Raw genomic sequence first — 15,691 nt, forward strand, 5'->3', positions numbered from 1 at the left:
TTTAATGGGAAAGCAAGCTGCTTCCCACTAAACCTTTTATTTAATAAACCCTTTATAATGTCGTTTCACTAATTGACTCTCAAGCTGTTTCATTGTCTCAAGAGCTACACCGACAACGATTAACAAACTAGTACCACCAATCTGTGCAGACTGAGGTAAATTTGCGACCTGGATAAAAATCACTGGCAATACAGCAATTAACGCAAGGAAAATTGAACCGATTAATGTTAAGCGGTACAACACTTTTGTTAAATATTCTTGTGTACTTTTACCAGGGCGAATACCTGGAATGTATCCACCTTGCTTCTTCAAGTTTTCTGCTACTTGCTCTGGATTAACCTGAACAAATGTATAGAAATATGAGAAAGCAATGATCAACGCAACATATACTATCATACCAATTGGCTGAGTATAGTCAAACGTCTTTTGTATCCAATCTGTCACATCATTCGGACCGAAGAATGATGCAATCGTTGGTGGAGTAATAATGAATGAAACTGCAAAGATAACAGGGATAACCCCAGCAGCATTTACTTTTAACGGTAAATGTGTGGACTGACCACCAACAGGATTACGACCGGCTGAACCCTTTGCATATTGAATAGGTATTTTTCGTAATGCTTGTTGGAAGTAAATAACACCAACGACAATAGCTAATACAGCAAGTGCAATTAAAACAACTGTCACAATACGAATAAATAACTGATCCCCAACATCTTCAAATTGCTGAGCGTAGATCTGGTTGAGTGTTGTAGGAATCCCAGCAGCGATACCAGCAAAGATAATGATAGAAATACCATTACCAACGCCTTTTGCTGTAATCTGTTCGCCTAACCACATTAAGAACGCTGTTCCTGCCGTTAATACGACAGCAATTAAAAGATAAGTAGCGACTCCGGGATTAGCAATTAATTGCCCACCCGACATATTGTTAAATCCTATAGACATACCTAATGCCTGGATAAATCCAAGCACAATTGTTCCGTAACGAGTTACTTGAGCAAGTTTACGACGTCCAACTTCTCCTTGCTTTGACCATTCCGTAAACTTAGGTACAACATCCATCTGCAATAATTGAACGATGATGGATGCTGTAATATAAGGCATAATGCCCATTGCAAGAATAGAGAAGTTTTGAAGAGCCCCACCGCCAAATGTATTTAGAACTCCAAATACATTTAACTCGTCTTGCAACTTCAGTACATCCGTATTAACACTAGGTACAGGAATAAAAGTACCGATTCGGAAAATAACTAACATTAACAATGTGAAAAAGATTTTTTGTCTAATTTCACGTACGCGCATTAAATTGGAGATTGTTTGAAACATTATTAGATCACCTCTGCAGTTCCGCCAGCAGCTTCAATAGCTTCTTTAGCAGATGAGGAGAACTTAGCAGCTTTAACAGTTAGCTTAGTAGATAATGTACCGTTACCAAGTACTTTAATACCAGCCTTCTCTTTGCTTACTAAACCAGTTTCGATTAATAGTTCTGGTGTTACTTCAGTTCCATCTTCAAAACGATTTAAAGCTTCAAGGTTAACGATCGCATATTCTTTGCGATTGATGTTAGTGAAGCCACGTTTTGGAAGACGACGGAATAAAGGAGTTTGACCACCTTCGAATCCAGGTCTTACGCCACCGCCAGAACGAGCGTTTTGCCCTTTGTGACCTTTACCTGAAGTCTTTCCGTTACCTGAACCAGTACCACGACCTACACGGTTACGCACTTTACGTGAACCTGCAGCTGGTTGTAATTCATGAAGTTTCATTCCGGAGCACCTCCTTAGAGTGACAATTTATAATTATTGCTCTTTTACTGTAACAAGGTGAGCTACTTTGTTAATCATACCGCGAATTGCAGGATTATCGTCTTGAACGACAGTTTGGTTTACTTTACGTAAGCCAAGTGTACGAACAGTTACACGTTGATCTTCTGGACGACCAATTACGCTACGAGTGAGGGTAATTGCTAATTTGTTTGCCATTCTGTGTCCCTCCTTATCCTAACAGTTCTTCTACAGACTTACCACGTAGTTTTGCAACTTCTTCTGCACGCTTTAGGTTAGCTAAACCGTTAAGAGTTGCACGTACCATGTTAATTGGAGTATTTGAACCTAAAGATTTAGATAGAATATCACTTACGCCAGCTAATTCTAATACCGCACGAACTGGACCACCAGCGATAACTCCCGTACCTTCAGAAGCAGGTTTCAAGAAAATTTGACCTGCACCAAATTGTCCAAGGATTTCGTGTGGAATTGTAGTACCAACCATAGGTACAGTGATTAAGTTTTTCTTCGCATCTTCAATTGCTTTACGGATTGCATCTGGTACCTCTTGTGCTTTACCAGTACCAAATCCAACATGACCGTTTTTGTCACCAACTACTACTAAAGCAGCAAAGCGGAAACGACGTCCACCTTTAACAACTTTAGCTACGCGGTTAACGGTAACAACACGTTCTTCAAGCTCTAATTTATTTGGATCAATACGACGCATGATTTTCCCTCCTTTTACAATTAGAATTGTAATCCAGCTTCACGAGCAGCGTCAGCTAAAGCTTTTACGCGACCATGATATAAATAACCGCCACGATCGAATACTACTTCTTTCACGCCATTTTCTACTGCGCGCTTAGCAACTAATTCGCCAACTTTTGTAGCAGCTTCAACGTTACTAGTACCTTCTAAAGAAAGATCTTTATCTAGAGTAGACGCACTAGCGATTGTTACTGAATTTAAATCGTCAATGACTTGTGCATAAATATGTTGGTTAGAACGGTACACGTTTAAACGTGGACGAGTTGCAGTACCAGACAATTTAGCACGAACACGAGCATGTCTTTTCTTACGAACCTTGTTCTTATCTTGCTTCGTGATCATTTCGGTCACTCCTTTCTTTTACCTAACTGGCATTACTTCTTAGCAGTTTTACCTTCTTTACGACGAACATATTCACCTTCATAACGAATACCTTTACCTTTGTAAGGCTCTGGTGGGCGAACGTCACGGATATTTGCAGCTAATGCACCTACACGCTCTTTATCGATACCTTTAATAACAATTTTAGTTTGAGAAGGAACCTCAACCTCGATACCTTGCTCTGGAGTAATCTCAACTGGATGAGAGTATCCAACGCTCAATACTAATTTGCTACCAGATTTTTGCGCACGGTAACCAACACCGACTAATTCTAAACCACGTTCGAAACCATTTGTAACACCTTCAACCATGTTACCTAATAGGCTACGAGTAGTTCCGTGAAGAGCACGGTGCTCCTTGTTGTCGCTAGGACGAGTTACAACTAATACGTTATCTTCAACTTTGATTTCAATCTCAGGGTGGAATGTACGAGTCAATTCACCCTTTGGCCCTTTTACAGTTACAGTGTTGTTTTCGTTTGTAACTGTAACACTTGCAGGAAGTTCTAAAGGCTTTTTACCAACACGTGACATAACTTACACCTCCATTCACTTTAAAAACTTATTACCAAACGTATGCTAATACTTCTCCACCTGTTTGTTTTTGACGAGCTTCTTTGTCAGTTAAAACACCTTGAGAAGTAGAAACGATTGCAATTCCTAAACCGTTAAGTACACGAGGTACTTCGTTTGTTTTTGCATATACACGTAGACCAGGTTTACTGATACGTTTTAAGCCTGTAATTACACGCTCATTGTTTGCACCGTATTTTAAGAAGATACGGATGATACCTTGTTTGTTATCTTCGATGTATTCTACATCACGCACAAAACCCTCACGCTTAAGGATTTCTGCAATTTGCTTCTTAATGTTTGAAGCAGGAACTTCGATTTTTTCATGACGAACCATGTTCGCATTGCGGATACGAGTTAGTAAATCTGCAATAGGATCAGTCATTACCATATTAATTTACCTCCTTCCCAAACTTGGGTTTTACCAACTAGCTTTTTTAACACCAGGAATTTGACCTTTATAAGCAAGCTCACGGAAACAAATACGGCAAAGCTTGAATTTACGTAGTACTGAGTGTGGACGTCCACAACGTTCGCAACGTGTGTACTCTTGTACTTTGAACTTCTGCTGGCGTTTTTGCTTCGCAATCATTGATTTTTTAGCCACATTTTCGCCTCCTCTGCTTAACGTTGGCAGTTATTACTTCTGGAATGGCATACCGAACTGAGTTAAAAGCTCACGAGCTTCTTCATCAGTGTTTGCTGTTGTAACAATAACGATATCCATACCACGAACTTTACTCACTTTATCATAATCGATCTCTGGGAAGATCAATTGCTCTTTAACACCTAATGTGTAGTTTCCACGACCATCAAATGCTTTTTTAGATACTCCACGGAAATCACGTACACGTGGAAGTGAAACTGAAACTAATTTATCGAAGAACTCATACATGCGCTCGCCGCGTAAAGTTACTTTAGCACCGATTGGCATACCTTCACGTAGACGGAAACCTGCAATAGATTTCTTAGCACGAGTTACGATAGGTTTTTGACCAGTGATTTCTGCTAATTCTTCAACAGCGTTATCTAGAGCTTTTGAGTTAGAAACAGCTTCACCGATACCCATGTTAATAACGATCTTTTCGATCTTTGGCACTTGCATTACAGATTCATAATTAAACTTGCTCACTAGAGCAGGTGTAATTTCTTTTGTAAACTTCTCTTTAAGACGGTTCATGTGAACTATACCTCCCTTCACATTTCAATAATTATTTATCTAAAGTTTCACCAGATTTTTTTGCTACACGTACCTTTTTGCCGTCGATTACTTTGTAACCAACACGTGTTGGCTCACCAGATTTCGGATCTAATGGCATTACGTTAGATACGTGGATAGGTGCCTCTTGGCTAACGATTCCACCTTGTGGATTTACTTGAGAAGGTTTAGAGTGTTTTTTCACTACGTTTACGCCTTCTACAAGTACACGGTTTTTCTTTGGAAAAGCAGCAAGTACTTCGCCTTGTTTGCCTTTATCTTTACCAGAGATAACCACTACTTTGTCGCCCTTTTTTACATGCATCCTATTCGCACCTCCTTAAAAGGCATTTTGTTTTTATTCATTAATATATAATTAGATAACTTCTGGAGCTAAAGATACGATCTTCATGAAGTTGTTGTCACGTAATTCACGAGCAACTGGTCCAAAGATACGAGTACCACGTGGACTCTTATCGTCACGGATGATTACGCAAGCATTTTCGTCGAAACGGATGTATGAACCGTCGTTACGACGAACACCACGTTTTGTACGTACTACTACTGCTCGAACAACGTCACCTTTTTTAACAACGCCTCCTGGTGTTGCTTGTTTCACCGTACAAACGATAACATCACCAATATTAGCTGTCTTACGACCAGAACCACCTAATACTTTGATAGTAAGTACTTCACGCGCACCAGAGTTGTCTGCAACTTTTAAACGAGATTCTTGTTGAATCATGTACGAAACCTCCCTTCGGATGAATCATTCTTATCCGATCTGTCTTTCACTATTAGATAATAACAGCTTCTTCTACAACTTCTACTAGACGGAAACGTTTAGTAGCTGATAACGGACGAGTTTCCATGATTTTCACGATATCGCCCACTTTAGCTGTGTTATTCTCATCGTGAGCTTTGAACTTTTTTGAGTACTTTACACGTTTACCGTAAAGCGAATGCTTTTTGTAAGTTTCTACAAGAACAGTAACAGTCTTATCCATTTTGTCAGAAACTACGCGGCCAGTGTAAACTTTACGTTGATTGCGTTCACTCATTCTGAAAGCCTCCTCTCAGACTTATTATTTATTAGCAGCGATCTCTCTTTCACGAACTACAGTCTTCATGCGAGCAATCGCTTTGCGTACTTCGCGAATACGAGTAGTATTCTCTAATTGTCCAGTCGCTAATTGGAAACGAAGGTTAAATAACTCTTCTTTTAAAGCTTTAACTTTTTGTTCAATTTCGGCAGTGGTAAGGTCACGAATTTCATTAGCTTTCATTAGATTCACCACCAATTTCTTCACGTTTTACAAACTTACACTTTACTGGTAGCTTGTGAGCTGCTAAACGTAATGCTTCACGAGCAACTTCTTCAGATACACCTGAGATTTCAAACATTACTTTACCAGGCTTAACAACAGCTACCCAACCTTCAGGTGCACCTTTACCAGAACCCATGCGCACTTCTAGTGGTTTAGCAGTATAAGGTTTAGAAGGGAAAATTTTAATCCATACTTTACCGCCACGTTTCATGTAACGAGTCATAGCGATACGAGCAGATTCGATTTGACGGTTTGTAATCCAAGAAGCTTCTAAAGCTTGTAAACCGAACTCACCGAAGTGTACTTCAGTACCACCTTTTGCACGTCCTCGCATTTTTCCGCGGTGTTCGCGACGATATTTAACGCGTTTTGGCAATAACATTATTATTTTCCTCCTTCCTCAGATTTCTTTTTAGTAGGAAGGACTTCTCCACGATAGATCCATACTTTCACGCCAAGCTTACCGTAAGTTGTATCTGCTTCAGCATGAGCATAATCGATATCAGCGCGAAGTGTATGAAGTGGAACTGTACCTTCACTATAGTATTCAGAGCGAGCAATGTCAGCTCCGCCTAGACGACCAGATACCATTGTTTTGATACCTTGTGCACCAGCACGCATTGTGCGTTGAATTGATTGCTTTTGCGCACGACGGAATGATACACGATTTTCAAGTTGACGAGCGATGTTTTCAGCTACAAGCTTAGCATCTAAGTCAGCTCTTTTGATTTCTAAAATGTTGATGTGTACACGCTTGCCTGTTAATTGGTTAAGAGCTTTACGAAGTGCTTCAACTTCAGTACCACCTTTACCAATTACCATACCAGGTTTTGCAGTGTGGATCGTTACGTTTAAACGGTTAGCAGCACGCTCGATTTCTACTTTAGAAACAGCTGCATCGTTAAGACGTTTAGCGATATATTCACGTACTTTTAAGTCTTCATGTAATAAGTCAGCATAGTCTTTACCAGCGAACCATCTTGATTCCCAATCACGGATGACGCCGACGCGTAGACCAACTGGATTTACCTTTTGACCCATGAATTATCCCTCCTTCTTTTCTGATACCACGATTGTAATGTGGCTTGTGCGTTTGTTAATTTGGCTTGCACGACCTTGAGCACGTGGACGGAAACGTTTTAAAGTTGGACCTTCGTCAACAAAAACTTCAGAAACAACTAAGTTGTTAGCGTCCATTTCATAATTGTGTTCTGCATTGGCAATAGCAGATTTTAATAGTTTCTCAACAACCGGAGAAGCAGCCTTAGGCGTGTGAAGTAGCACTGCTAATGCTTCACCCACTTGCTTACCTCGAATTAAATCTACAACTAAACGAACTTTACGAGGAGCAATACGTACTGTTCTCGCAACAGCTTTAGCTTGCATTTAAAAGCCTCCTCTCATATTAGCGTCTTGTTTTCTTATCGTCACTTGCGTGACCTTTATAAGTACGAGTTGGTGCGAATTCACCAAGTTTATGACCTACCATATCTTCAGTTACATAAACAGGTACATGTTTACGACCGTCATATACAGCAATAGTGTGACCGATGAATTGAGGGAAAATAGTTGAACGACGAGACCAAGTTTTAACAACTTGTTTGCTGTCTGTTTCGTTTAACTTCTCAATTTTATTAATTAAGTGTCCATCAACAAAAGGTCCTTTTTTTAAGCTGCGACCCATAAGTGAACCTCCCTTCGTGATTGTTCTACGGTTCGCTTGAACCGTAGCTCAATCCCGTTATTTTTTACGACGACGAACGATAAATTTATCGGATTTATTTTTCTTCTTACGAGTTTTAAATCCAAGTGTTGGTTTGCCCCATGGACTCATTGGAGACTTACGTCCGATAGGTGAGCGTCCTTCACCACCACCGTGTGGGTGATCATTAGGGTTCATTACAGAACCACGAACAGTTGGACGAATACCTAACCAACGAGAACGACCAGCTTTACCAATGTTGATTAGTTCGTGTTGCTCGTTACCTACTTGACCTACAGTAGCGCGGCAAGTAGCAAGAATCATGCGAACTTCACCAGAAGTTAAACGTACTAATACGTATTTACCTTCTTTACCAAGTACTTGTGCAGAAGCACCAGCTGAACGTACTAATTGTCCACCTTTACCTGGTTTTAATTCGATGTTGTGTACTACTGTACCAACAGGAATGTTTGCTAGTGGAAGAGCGTTACCTACTTTAATGTCAGCTTCAGTACCTGACATAACTTCCATACCTACTTTAAGGTTTTTAGGAGCAAGGATGTAACGTTTTTCACCATCAGCATAATTGATTAATGCGATGTTTGCTGAACGGTTTGGATCATACTCGACTGTAGCAACGCGTCCAGGTATTCCATCTTTATCGCGTTTAAAGTCGATGATACGGTATTGACGTTTGTGCCCACCACCTTGGTGACGAACAGTGATTTTACCTTGGTTGTTACGACCACCTTTGCGTGTAACAGGTGCAAGTAACGATTTTTCTGGTTTGTCAGTAGTGATTTCAGCGAAATCTGAAACAGACATACCACGACGACCATTTGAGGTTGGTTTGTACTTTTTAATCGCCATCTCAATTTCCCTCCTTCTCTATTAATCTTAAGCTTCGAAGAATTCGATTTCGTTGCTTTCTTGAGTTAGCGTTACTACCGCTTTACGACGACGGTTTGTAAGACCGCTATAACGACCTACACGTTTGAATTTACCTTTGTAGTTCATGATGTTTACTTTTTCAACTTTTACGTCAAAGATTCTTTCGATCGCATCTTTAACTTCAGTTTTATTAGCTTTAACATCAACTTCAAAAGTGTATTTCTTCTCAGTCATTAAGTCTGTTGAACGTTCTGTAATTACGGGGCGCTTAATAATATCACGAGGATCTTTCATTATGCAAGCACCTCCTCTACTTTTTCAACTGCGTCTTTAGTAATTACAAGCTTATCGTGATTAATAACGTCTAATACGCTTAATCCGTTAGCTGTAACAACTGTTACACCAGGAATGTTACGTGCTGAAAGTGCAACATTTTCATTAAGATCAGCAGTTACTACTAATGCTTTGCGCTCTACTGTTAGGTTTTTAAGAACTGCTACCATATCTTTTGTTTTTGGAGCATCAAAAGATAAAGCTTCAAGTACAACAATGCTGTTATCTTGAACTTTTGTAGATAAAGCAGACTTAATAGCTAAACGACGAACTTTTTTAGGTAACTTGTAGCTATAGCTTCTTGGAACTGGACCAAATACTACGCCACCACCACGCCATTGTGGAGAACGGATAGATCCTTGACGCGCACGACCAGTACCTTTTTGACGCCATGGCTTACGACCACCACCACGTACTTCAGAACGATTTTTTACTTTAGAAGTACCTTGACGCATCGCTGCACGTTGCATGATGATTGCATCAAAAAGTACTTTGTTATTAGGTTCGATACCGAAAACGGCATCTTGTAATTCGATTTCACCAACGTTTTTACCGTCTTGGTTAAACAATGCTACTTTTGGCATTGGTTATTCCTCCTTTCTCGAAGAATTATTATTTAGATTTAACCGCAGATTTTACAGTTACTAGAGATTTTCTAGCTCCTGGCACGTTACCTTTTACTAATAAAAGGTTGCGTTCTACGTCAACTTTTACGATTGATAAGTTTTGAACTGTAATGCGCTCTCCACCCATGCGTCCTGGTAATAATTTACCTTTGAATACGCGGTTTGGAGCAACAGGACCCATTGAACCTGGGCGACGGTGGTAACGAGAACCGTGAGACATTGGTCCACGAGATTGTCCGTGGCGTTTAATAGCACCTTGGAAACCTTTACCTTTTGAAACTCCTGTTACATCGATTACATCGCCTTCTGCGAAAATATCAACCTTGACTTCTTGACCAACTTCATATTCTGAAGCGTTCACTCCGCGTAACTCACGGATGAAGCGCTTAGGAGCAGTATTAGCTTTAGAAGCGTGTCCTTTAGCAGGTTTGTTAGATAATTTCTCACGAATATCTTCAAAACCTAATTGGATTGCTTCGTAACTGTCTGTCTCAGCGTTTTTAACTTGAAGAACTACGTTTGGAGTAGCTTCAATTACTGTTACAGGGATTAAATCACCGTTTTCAGCGAATACTTGAGTCATACCGATCTTTCTTCCTAAGATTCCTTTGGCCATTAGTCACACCTCCTAAGTATGTCTTCATTCTTTATTTTAAATTAAAGTTTAATTTCGATATCTACACCAGATGGTAAATCTAAACGCATTAATGAATCAACAGTTTGTGGTGTTGGATTCACGATATCAATTAAGCGTTTATGCGTGCGCATTTCGAATTGCTCACGAGAATCTTTATATTTGTGCACAGCACGTAGAATTGTATAAACTGATTTCTCAGTTGGTAACGGAATCGGACCAGATACTGTAGCGCCAGAGCGTTTAGCAGTTTCTACGATTTTCTCAGCTGATTGATCAAGAATTCTGTGATCGTATGCTTTTAAACGAATGCGAATTTTTTCTTTTGCCATTATTTTCCCTCCTTTTTCGCCTATCTTTCTAAATAGACATTCTCCGCGGAAATTTCCCCACACTCGCCATGGCAAAGCGGCCGGGTGTGTCGGCAACCTTCCGCATCATCGCAGTCAAAGACCAACATTCTTATTGTACTAAAAATGGGCCGGTATTGCAACAGTCTTTATAAAAAATATAAAACTTTTTTCTGTTGCGCACTTTTCTCATTATATATAAAACAAATACACAATGCAAGTGTAATAATAAAATCTCTATTTACCTTTTATGACCAAAAAAAAGAAGCAGGAGATCCTGCTTCTTTTTTAAGAGTAAGAGATTACTCAGTGATTGTAGCTACAACGCCAGCGCCTACTGTACGTCCACCTTCACGGATTGAGAATTTAGTTCCTTCTTCAATCGCGATTGGAGCGATAAGTTCAACAGTCATTTCGATGTTGTCGCCAGGCATTACCATTTCTACGCCTTCAGGTAGGTTACAAATACCAGTTACATCAGTTGTACGGAAGTAGAACTGAGGACGGTAGTTGCTGAAGAATGGAGTGTGACGTCCACCTTCTTCTTTAGAAAGAACGTATACTTCAGCTTTGAATTTAGTGTGTGGAGTGATTGTACCTGGCTTAGCAAGTACTTGTCCACGTTGGATATCTTCACGAGAAACACCGCGAAGTAAAGCACCGATGTTGTCACCAGCTTCAGCATAATCAAGAAGCTTACGGAACATTTCTACACCAGTTACAGTAGTAGATTTTGATTCTTCAGCTAAACCGATGATGTCTACAACGTCACCAACTTTAACTTGTCCACGCTCAACACGACCAGTAGCAACTGTACCACGACCAGTGATTGAGAATACGTCCTCAACTGGCATCATGAATGGCTTTTCAGTGTCACGCTCTGGAGTTGGGATGTACTCATCAACAGCGTCCATAAGCTCGATGATTTTAGCTTCCCAATCAGCATCTCCTTCAAGAGCTTTAAGAGCAGAACCTTTGATTACAGGTACATCGTCACCTGGGAAGTCGTATTCAGAAAGAAGGTCACGTACTTCCATTTCTACTAATTCAAGTAACTCTTCGTCGTCTACCATGTCACATTTGTTTAAGAATACAACTAGGTATGGAACACCTACTTGACGAGAAAGAAGGATGTGCTCACGAGTTTGTGGCATTGGGCCGTCAGCAGCAGATACTACTAAGATACCGCCGTCCATTTGTGCAGCACCAGTGATCATGTTTTTAACGTAGTCAGCATGTCCTGGGCAGTCAACGTGTGCGTAGTGACGAGTGTCAGTTTCGTACTCAACGTGTGCAGTTGAGATTGTGATTCCACGCTCGCGCTCTTCTGGAGCAGCATCGATCATGTCGTAAGCCATAGCTGCACCTTTACCACTTTTCTTAGCAAGTACAGTAGTGATAGCAGCTGTTAAAGTTGTTTTACCATGGTCAACGTGACCAATTGTACCAATATTGGCATGTGTTTTTGAACGGTCGAATTTTTCTTTACCCATTCGTAACGCCTCCTTAATTTCTTATAATGTAAATTTATGAGGCCGTGAAAGGGAATCAACTCCACTTTCACAGCGTACATAAGTAGTTATACTTTAATAAAGGGTGAAAATCAATTATTCACCTTTATTTTTTTTAATAATTTCTTCTGAAATTGATTTTGGTACTTCTTCATAGTGATCAAAGTGCATAGAGTAGTTTCCACGACCTTGAGTATTAGAACGTAATGCAGTTGCATAACCAAACATTTCAGAAAGTGGTACGAATGCGCGTACTACTTGAGCGTTTCCGCGAGCTTCCATACCTTCTACACGTCCACGACGAGAAGTGATGTCACCCATGATGTCACCTAAGTACTCATCAGGAATTACAACTTCAACTTTCATCATTGGCTCAAGAATAACTGGGTTACATTTTGAAACTGCGTTTTTAAGTGCCATAGAAGCGGCAATTTTAAACGCCATCTCACTTGAGTCAACGTCATGGTAAGAACCGTCTACTAAAGCAGCTTTAACGTCGATTACTGGGTAGCCTGCTAATACACCATTTTGAAGTGCATCTTCAAGACCAGCCTGAACTGCAGGGATGTATTCACGTGGAACTACACCACCAACAATTTTGTTTTCGAATTCGAAGCCTTTACCTTCTTCGTTCGGTTCAAATTCAATCCAAACGTGACCGAATTGTCCACGACCACCAGATTGACGTGCAAATTTACCTTCAACTTTCGCAGAACCACGGAAAGTCTCACGGTATGCTACTTGAGGAGCACCAACGTTAGCTTCTACTTTGAACTCGCGACGCATACGGTCAACGATGATATCTAAGTGAAGTTCACCCATACCAGAGATGATAATTTGACCAGTCTCTGTGTTAGTTTCCGCACGGAAAGTTGGATCTTCTTCTTGTAGCTTTTGAAGAGCAGTTGTCATCTTATCTTGGTCAGCTTTTGATTTAGGCTCAACAGATAATGAAATAACTGGCTCTGGGAACTCCATAGACTCAAGAATAACAAGATTCTTTTCATCACATAAAGTATCACCAGTAGTAGTATCTTTCAAACCTACAGCAGCAGCGATATCTCCAGCATGTACAGATGAAATCTCTTCACGAGAGTTAGCATGCATTTGTAGGATACGTCCTACACGCTCACGCTTACCTTTTGTAGAGTTTTGTACGTATGAACCAGAGTTAAGAATTCCAGAGTATACGCGGAAGAATGTTAATTTCCCTACGTATGGATCTGTCATTACTTTAAACGCTAAAGCTGAGAATGGAGCATCGTCGCTAGATGGACGTACAACTTCTTCATCAGTATCAGGAGTGATACCTTTAATTGGTGGTACATCTGTTGGAGCTGGTAAGTAATCAATTACCGAGTTCAACATTAATTGTACACCTTTGTTTTTGAACGCTGATCCACAAAGAACTGGGTAGAATTCAACGTCACAAGTACCTTTACGGATAGCAGCTTTTAGTTCTTCAACGCTAAGCTCGCCTTCTTCAAGATACTTCATCATTAATTCTTCATCAAGTTCTGCAGCAGCTTCTACAAGTTTAGCATTATATTCTTCAGCTAATTCCTTGTATTCTTCTGGAATCTCGATTTCTTGAATATCAGTTCCTAGGTCATTACCGTAGTGGTAAGCTTTCATTTCCACTAAGTCAATAATTCCTGTGAATTGATCTTCAGCACCGATTGGCAATTGGATTGGGTGAGCATTTGCACCTAAACGATCATGGATCGTTTTAACAGAGTACAAGAAGTCAGCACCAATTTTGTCCATTTTGTTTACGAATACTACACGCGGTACACCGTATGTAGTAGCCTGACGCCATACAGTTTCTGTTTGAGGCTCAACACCAGATTGAGCATCAAGAACTGCCACCGCACCATCAAGTACACGAAGTGAACGTTCAACTTCTACAGTGAAATCTACGTGTCCAGGAGTATCGATGATGTTAACACGGTGACCTTTCCAAGAAGCAGTTGTTGCAGCAGACGTGATTGTAATACCACGCTCTTGCTCCTGCTCCATCCAGTCCATTTGTGAAGCTCCTTCGTGAGTTTCACCAATTTTATGGATACGACCAGTATAATAAAGAACACGCTCAGTTGTTGTTGTTTTACCAGCATCAATATGAGCCATGATACCAATATTACGAGTGTTTTCTAAGGAGAACTCTCTTGCCATGTTAGGTATTTCTCCTTCCATATTATAATTAGTTTTTTTAGTTGATTCGTTAAAAGATTACCAACGGTAGTGAGCAAACGCTTTGTTCGCTTCTGCCATTTTGTGAGTATCTTCACGTTTCTTAACTGCAGCACCAGTGTTGTTAGCTGCGTCAAGGATTTCGTTAGCTAAACGCTCTTCCATCGTTTTTTCTCCACGAAGACGAGCATAGTTTACTAACCAACGAAGACCTAGAGTTGTACGACGCTCTGGACGTACTTCTACAGGAACTTGGTAGTTAGAACCCCCTACACGGCGTGCTCTAACTTCTAATACAGGCATGATGTTTTTAAGAGCTTGGTCGAATACTTCCATAGCTTCTTTACCACTGCGCTCTTGTACTAGATCGAATGCTCTATAAAGAATAGCTTGTGACTTACCGCGCTTTCCATCAAGCATCATTTTGTTGATTAAGCGTGATACAAGCTTTGAATTGTAAATTGGATCTGGTAATACGTCTCTCTTTGCGACTGGACCCTTACGTGGCATTCTAATTTCCTCCTTTCACTTATGAGAATAGTTCTATTTGTTGTTTATATTATTTTTTAGCTGCTTTTGGTCGCTTAGTACCATATTTAGAACGACCTTGCATACGGCCATCTACACCAGCAGTATCTAACGCACCACGTACGATATGGTAACGTACCCCTGGTAAGTCTTTTACACGTCCACCGCGGATAAGTACCACGCTGTGTTCTTGTAAGTTGTGACCGATACCTGGGATATAAGCAGTAACCTCGATACCGTTAGTTAAACGTACACGAGCATATTTACGAAGAGCCGAGTTCGGTTTCTTCGGTGTCATAGTACCCACACGTGTACATACACCACGTTTTTGTGGAGAAGATAGGTTAGTTTGAGCTTTTTTGAAGCTGTTGTAACCTTTGTTTAAAGCAGGTGAGTCAGATTTTTGAACCTTGCTCACACGACCTTTACGGATTAATTGATTAATAGTAGGCATTTGAATTTCCTCCTTTCAGCTTTTGTAAGACCACACATCCAGGTGGTTCATTTTTTAGCAAAAAACAAAGTCTTTGAACACTAGTCCAAAAACGTGTTAACTAATAATTGCAACAGCTGCCGCATCTACTTCTATTCCACAAGCTTTTCCAAGCTCTTTCATAGAATTAACAAAACTGTAGGGGGTGTTTTCTTGCACAGCAACTTTCACTACCAAGTCGGTAATGTAGGTGTCTGCATTATCCGCAAGTATAACTTCCTTTACAATTCCTTTTTTTAAAGCTTTCACTGTCTGCTTAGTTCCTACAATAATATGATCAGCCTGTGATACTTTTTCATAAGACATTATCATATCCTCCAAAGCAACAGGTAGTTTATAGGAGCACCTTTGATATAGTATCATTCCCTAGAATGGATGTCAACTACACGATGCAGTTTTTTTAAAAAA

General features: G+C 40.2%; 27 protein-coding genes. All 27 read right to left on the reverse strand.

What is annotated here, in order from left to right; genetic code table 11:
• Positions 1-36: 36 nt before the first annotated feature.
• Positions 37-1,329 (reverse strand): preprotein translocase subunit SecY, encoded by a 1,293-nt coding sequence (secY, locus tag V2145_RS16750; protein ID WP_094913069.1) that lies wholly within the window; start codon positions 1,327-1,329, stop codon positions 37-39.
• A gap of 2 nt (positions 1,330-1,331) precedes the next feature.
• A complete protein-coding gene (gene rplO / locus V2145_RS16755) occupies positions 1,332-1,772 on the reverse strand; it encodes a 50S ribosomal protein L15 (RefSeq protein ID WP_025909744.1) in 441 nt (146 codons plus the stop codon).
• A gap of 33 nt (positions 1,773-1,805) precedes the next feature.
• A complete protein-coding gene (gene rpmD, locus V2145_RS16760; protein WP_025909743.1) occupies positions 1,806-1,988 on the reverse strand; it encodes a 50S ribosomal protein L30 in 183 nt (60 codons plus the stop codon).
• A 13-nt stretch (positions 1,989-2,001) separates the two neighbouring features.
• The gene (gene rpsE, locus V2145_RS16765; protein WP_025909742.1) at positions 2,002-2,502 is read right to left on the reverse strand and encodes a 30S ribosomal protein S5; all 501 of its coding nucleotides are present in this window, start codon (positions 2,500-2,502) and stop codon (positions 2,002-2,004) included.
• Positions 2,503-2,522: 20 nt separating this feature from the next.
• Positions 2,523-2,885, reverse strand: coding sequence for a 50S ribosomal protein L18 (gene rplR, locus V2145_RS16770; RefSeq protein ID WP_094913070.1), 363 nt, complete (start codon positions 2,883-2,885; stop codon positions 2,523-2,525).
• Between the two features lie 32 nt (positions 2,886-2,917).
• Positions 2,918-3,457, reverse strand: coding sequence for a 50S ribosomal protein L6 (rplF, locus tag V2145_RS16775; RefSeq protein ID WP_025909740.1), 540 nt, complete (start codon positions 3,455-3,457; stop codon positions 2,918-2,920).
• A gap of 31 nt (positions 3,458-3,488) precedes the next feature.
• Positions 3,489-3,887 (reverse strand): 30S ribosomal protein S8, encoded by a 399-nt coding sequence (rpsH, locus tag V2145_RS16780; protein WP_025909739.1) that lies wholly within the window; start codon positions 3,885-3,887, stop codon positions 3,489-3,491.
• Between the two features lie 30 nt (positions 3,888-3,917).
• Entirely contained in the window at positions 3,918-4,103 is a 186-nt protein-coding gene (locus V2145_RS16785) for a type Z 30S ribosomal protein S14 (RefSeq protein ID WP_025909738.1), read from the reverse strand.
• Between the two features lie 33 nt (positions 4,104-4,136).
• The gene (gene rplE, locus V2145_RS16790; protein WP_061784775.1) at positions 4,137-4,676 is read right to left on the reverse strand and encodes a 50S ribosomal protein L5; all 540 of its coding nucleotides are present in this window, start codon (positions 4,674-4,676) and stop codon (positions 4,137-4,139) included.
• Positions 4,677-4,707: 31 nt separating this feature from the next.
• A complete protein-coding gene (gene rplX / locus V2145_RS16795) occupies positions 4,708-5,019 on the reverse strand; it encodes a 50S ribosomal protein L24 (protein ID WP_025909736.1) in 312 nt (103 codons plus the stop codon).
• 51 nt (positions 5,020-5,070) lie between these two features.
• On the reverse strand, positions 5,071-5,439 hold the full coding sequence (rplN, locus tag V2145_RS16800) for a 50S ribosomal protein L14 (RefSeq protein ID WP_025909735.1): 369 nt from the start codon (positions 5,437-5,439) through the stop codon (positions 5,071-5,073).
• Positions 5,440-5,491: 52 nt separating this feature from the next.
• Complete coding sequence (gene rpsQ / locus V2145_RS16805) at positions 5,492-5,755, reverse strand: 30S ribosomal protein S17 (RefSeq protein ID WP_025909734.1); 264 nt, start codon at positions 5,753-5,755, stop codon at positions 5,492-5,494.
• 24 nt (positions 5,756-5,779) lie between these two features.
• The gene (rpmC, locus tag V2145_RS16810; RefSeq protein WP_025909733.1) at positions 5,780-5,980 is read right to left on the reverse strand and encodes a 50S ribosomal protein L29; all 201 of its coding nucleotides are present in this window, start codon (positions 5,978-5,980) and stop codon (positions 5,780-5,782) included.
• A complete protein-coding gene (rplP, locus tag V2145_RS16815) occupies positions 5,970-6,404 on the reverse strand; it encodes a 50S ribosomal protein L16 (RefSeq protein WP_025909732.1) in 435 nt (144 codons plus the stop codon). The genes rpmC and rplP overlap by 11 nt, the downstream gene beginning before the upstream one ends.
• A gap of 2 nt (positions 6,405-6,406) precedes the next feature.
• Positions 6,407-7,063 (reverse strand): 30S ribosomal protein S3, encoded by a 657-nt coding sequence (rpsC, locus tag V2145_RS16820; RefSeq protein WP_094913071.1) that lies wholly within the window; start codon positions 7,061-7,063, stop codon positions 6,407-6,409.
• A 3-nt stretch (positions 7,064-7,066) separates the two neighbouring features.
• Positions 7,067-7,408: a 50S ribosomal protein L22 gene (gene rplV / locus V2145_RS16825; protein WP_025909730.1), complete on the reverse strand. Its 342-nt coding sequence runs from the start codon at positions 7,406-7,408 to the stop codon at positions 7,067-7,069.
• 19 nt (positions 7,409-7,427) lie between these two features.
• The gene (gene rpsS, locus V2145_RS16830) at positions 7,428-7,706 is read right to left on the reverse strand and encodes a 30S ribosomal protein S19 (RefSeq protein ID WP_025909729.1); all 279 of its coding nucleotides are present in this window, start codon (positions 7,704-7,706) and stop codon (positions 7,428-7,430) included.
• Between the two features lie 57 nt (positions 7,707-7,763).
• Positions 7,764-8,594 carry a 50S ribosomal protein L2 gene (gene rplB / locus V2145_RS16835; protein WP_025909728.1) on the reverse strand — a complete coding sequence of 277 codons (831 nt, stop codon included), beginning with the start codon at positions 8,592-8,594 and terminating at the stop codon, positions 7,764-7,766.
• A 27-nt stretch (positions 8,595-8,621) separates the two neighbouring features.
• Positions 8,622-8,909 carry a 50S ribosomal protein L23 gene (rplW, locus tag V2145_RS16840; RefSeq protein WP_061784776.1) on the reverse strand — a complete coding sequence of 96 codons (288 nt, stop codon included), beginning with the start codon at positions 8,907-8,909 and terminating at the stop codon, positions 8,622-8,624.
• On the reverse strand, positions 8,909-9,532 hold the full coding sequence (gene rplD, locus V2145_RS16845) for a 50S ribosomal protein L4 (RefSeq protein WP_094913072.1): 624 nt from the start codon (positions 9,530-9,532) through the stop codon (positions 8,909-8,911). The genes rplW and rplD overlap by 1 nt, the downstream gene beginning before the upstream one ends.
• A 28-nt stretch (positions 9,533-9,560) precedes the next feature.
• On the reverse strand, positions 9,561-10,190 hold the full coding sequence (gene rplC, locus V2145_RS16850) for a 50S ribosomal protein L3 (RefSeq protein WP_025909725.1): 630 nt from the start codon (positions 10,188-10,190) through the stop codon (positions 9,561-9,563).
• A 41-nt stretch (positions 10,191-10,231) separates the two neighbouring features.
• Positions 10,232-10,540: a 30S ribosomal protein S10 gene (gene rpsJ / locus V2145_RS16855; RefSeq protein ID WP_061784777.1), complete on the reverse strand. Its 309-nt coding sequence runs from the start codon at positions 10,538-10,540 to the stop codon at positions 10,232-10,234.
• 320 nt (positions 10,541-10,860) lie between these two features.
• A complete protein-coding gene (gene tuf / locus V2145_RS16860; protein ID WP_025909723.1) occupies positions 10,861-12,051 on the reverse strand; it encodes an elongation factor Tu in 1,191 nt (396 codons plus the stop codon).
• 114 nt (positions 12,052-12,165) lie between these two features.
• The gene (gene fusA / locus V2145_RS16865; RefSeq protein WP_094913073.1) at positions 12,166-14,244 is read right to left on the reverse strand and encodes an elongation factor G; all 2,079 of its coding nucleotides are present in this window, start codon (positions 14,242-14,244) and stop codon (positions 12,166-12,168) included.
• A 57-nt stretch (positions 14,245-14,301) separates the two neighbouring features.
• Positions 14,302-14,772: a 30S ribosomal protein S7 gene (rpsG, locus tag V2145_RS16870; protein ID WP_013054923.1), complete on the reverse strand. Its 471-nt coding sequence runs from the start codon at positions 14,770-14,772 to the stop codon at positions 14,302-14,304.
• Positions 14,773-14,821: 49 nt separating this feature from the next.
• Positions 14,822-15,244 (reverse strand): 30S ribosomal protein S12, encoded by a 423-nt coding sequence (gene rpsL, locus V2145_RS16875; protein ID WP_094913074.1) that lies wholly within the window; start codon positions 15,242-15,244, stop codon positions 14,822-14,824.
• Positions 15,245-15,340: 96 nt separating this feature from the next.
• Positions 15,341-15,589 carry a 50S ribosomal protein L7ae-like protein gene (locus V2145_RS16880; protein WP_025909720.1) on the reverse strand — a complete coding sequence of 83 codons (249 nt, stop codon included), beginning with the start codon at positions 15,587-15,589 and terminating at the stop codon, positions 15,341-15,343.
• Between the last annotated feature and the right edge of the window lie 102 nt (positions 15,590-15,691).

This window comes from Priestia sp. GS2 (genome assembly GCF_036409025.1).
Lineage (GTDB): Bacteria > Bacillota > Bacilli > Bacillales > Bacillaceae_H > Priestia > Priestia aryabhattai_A.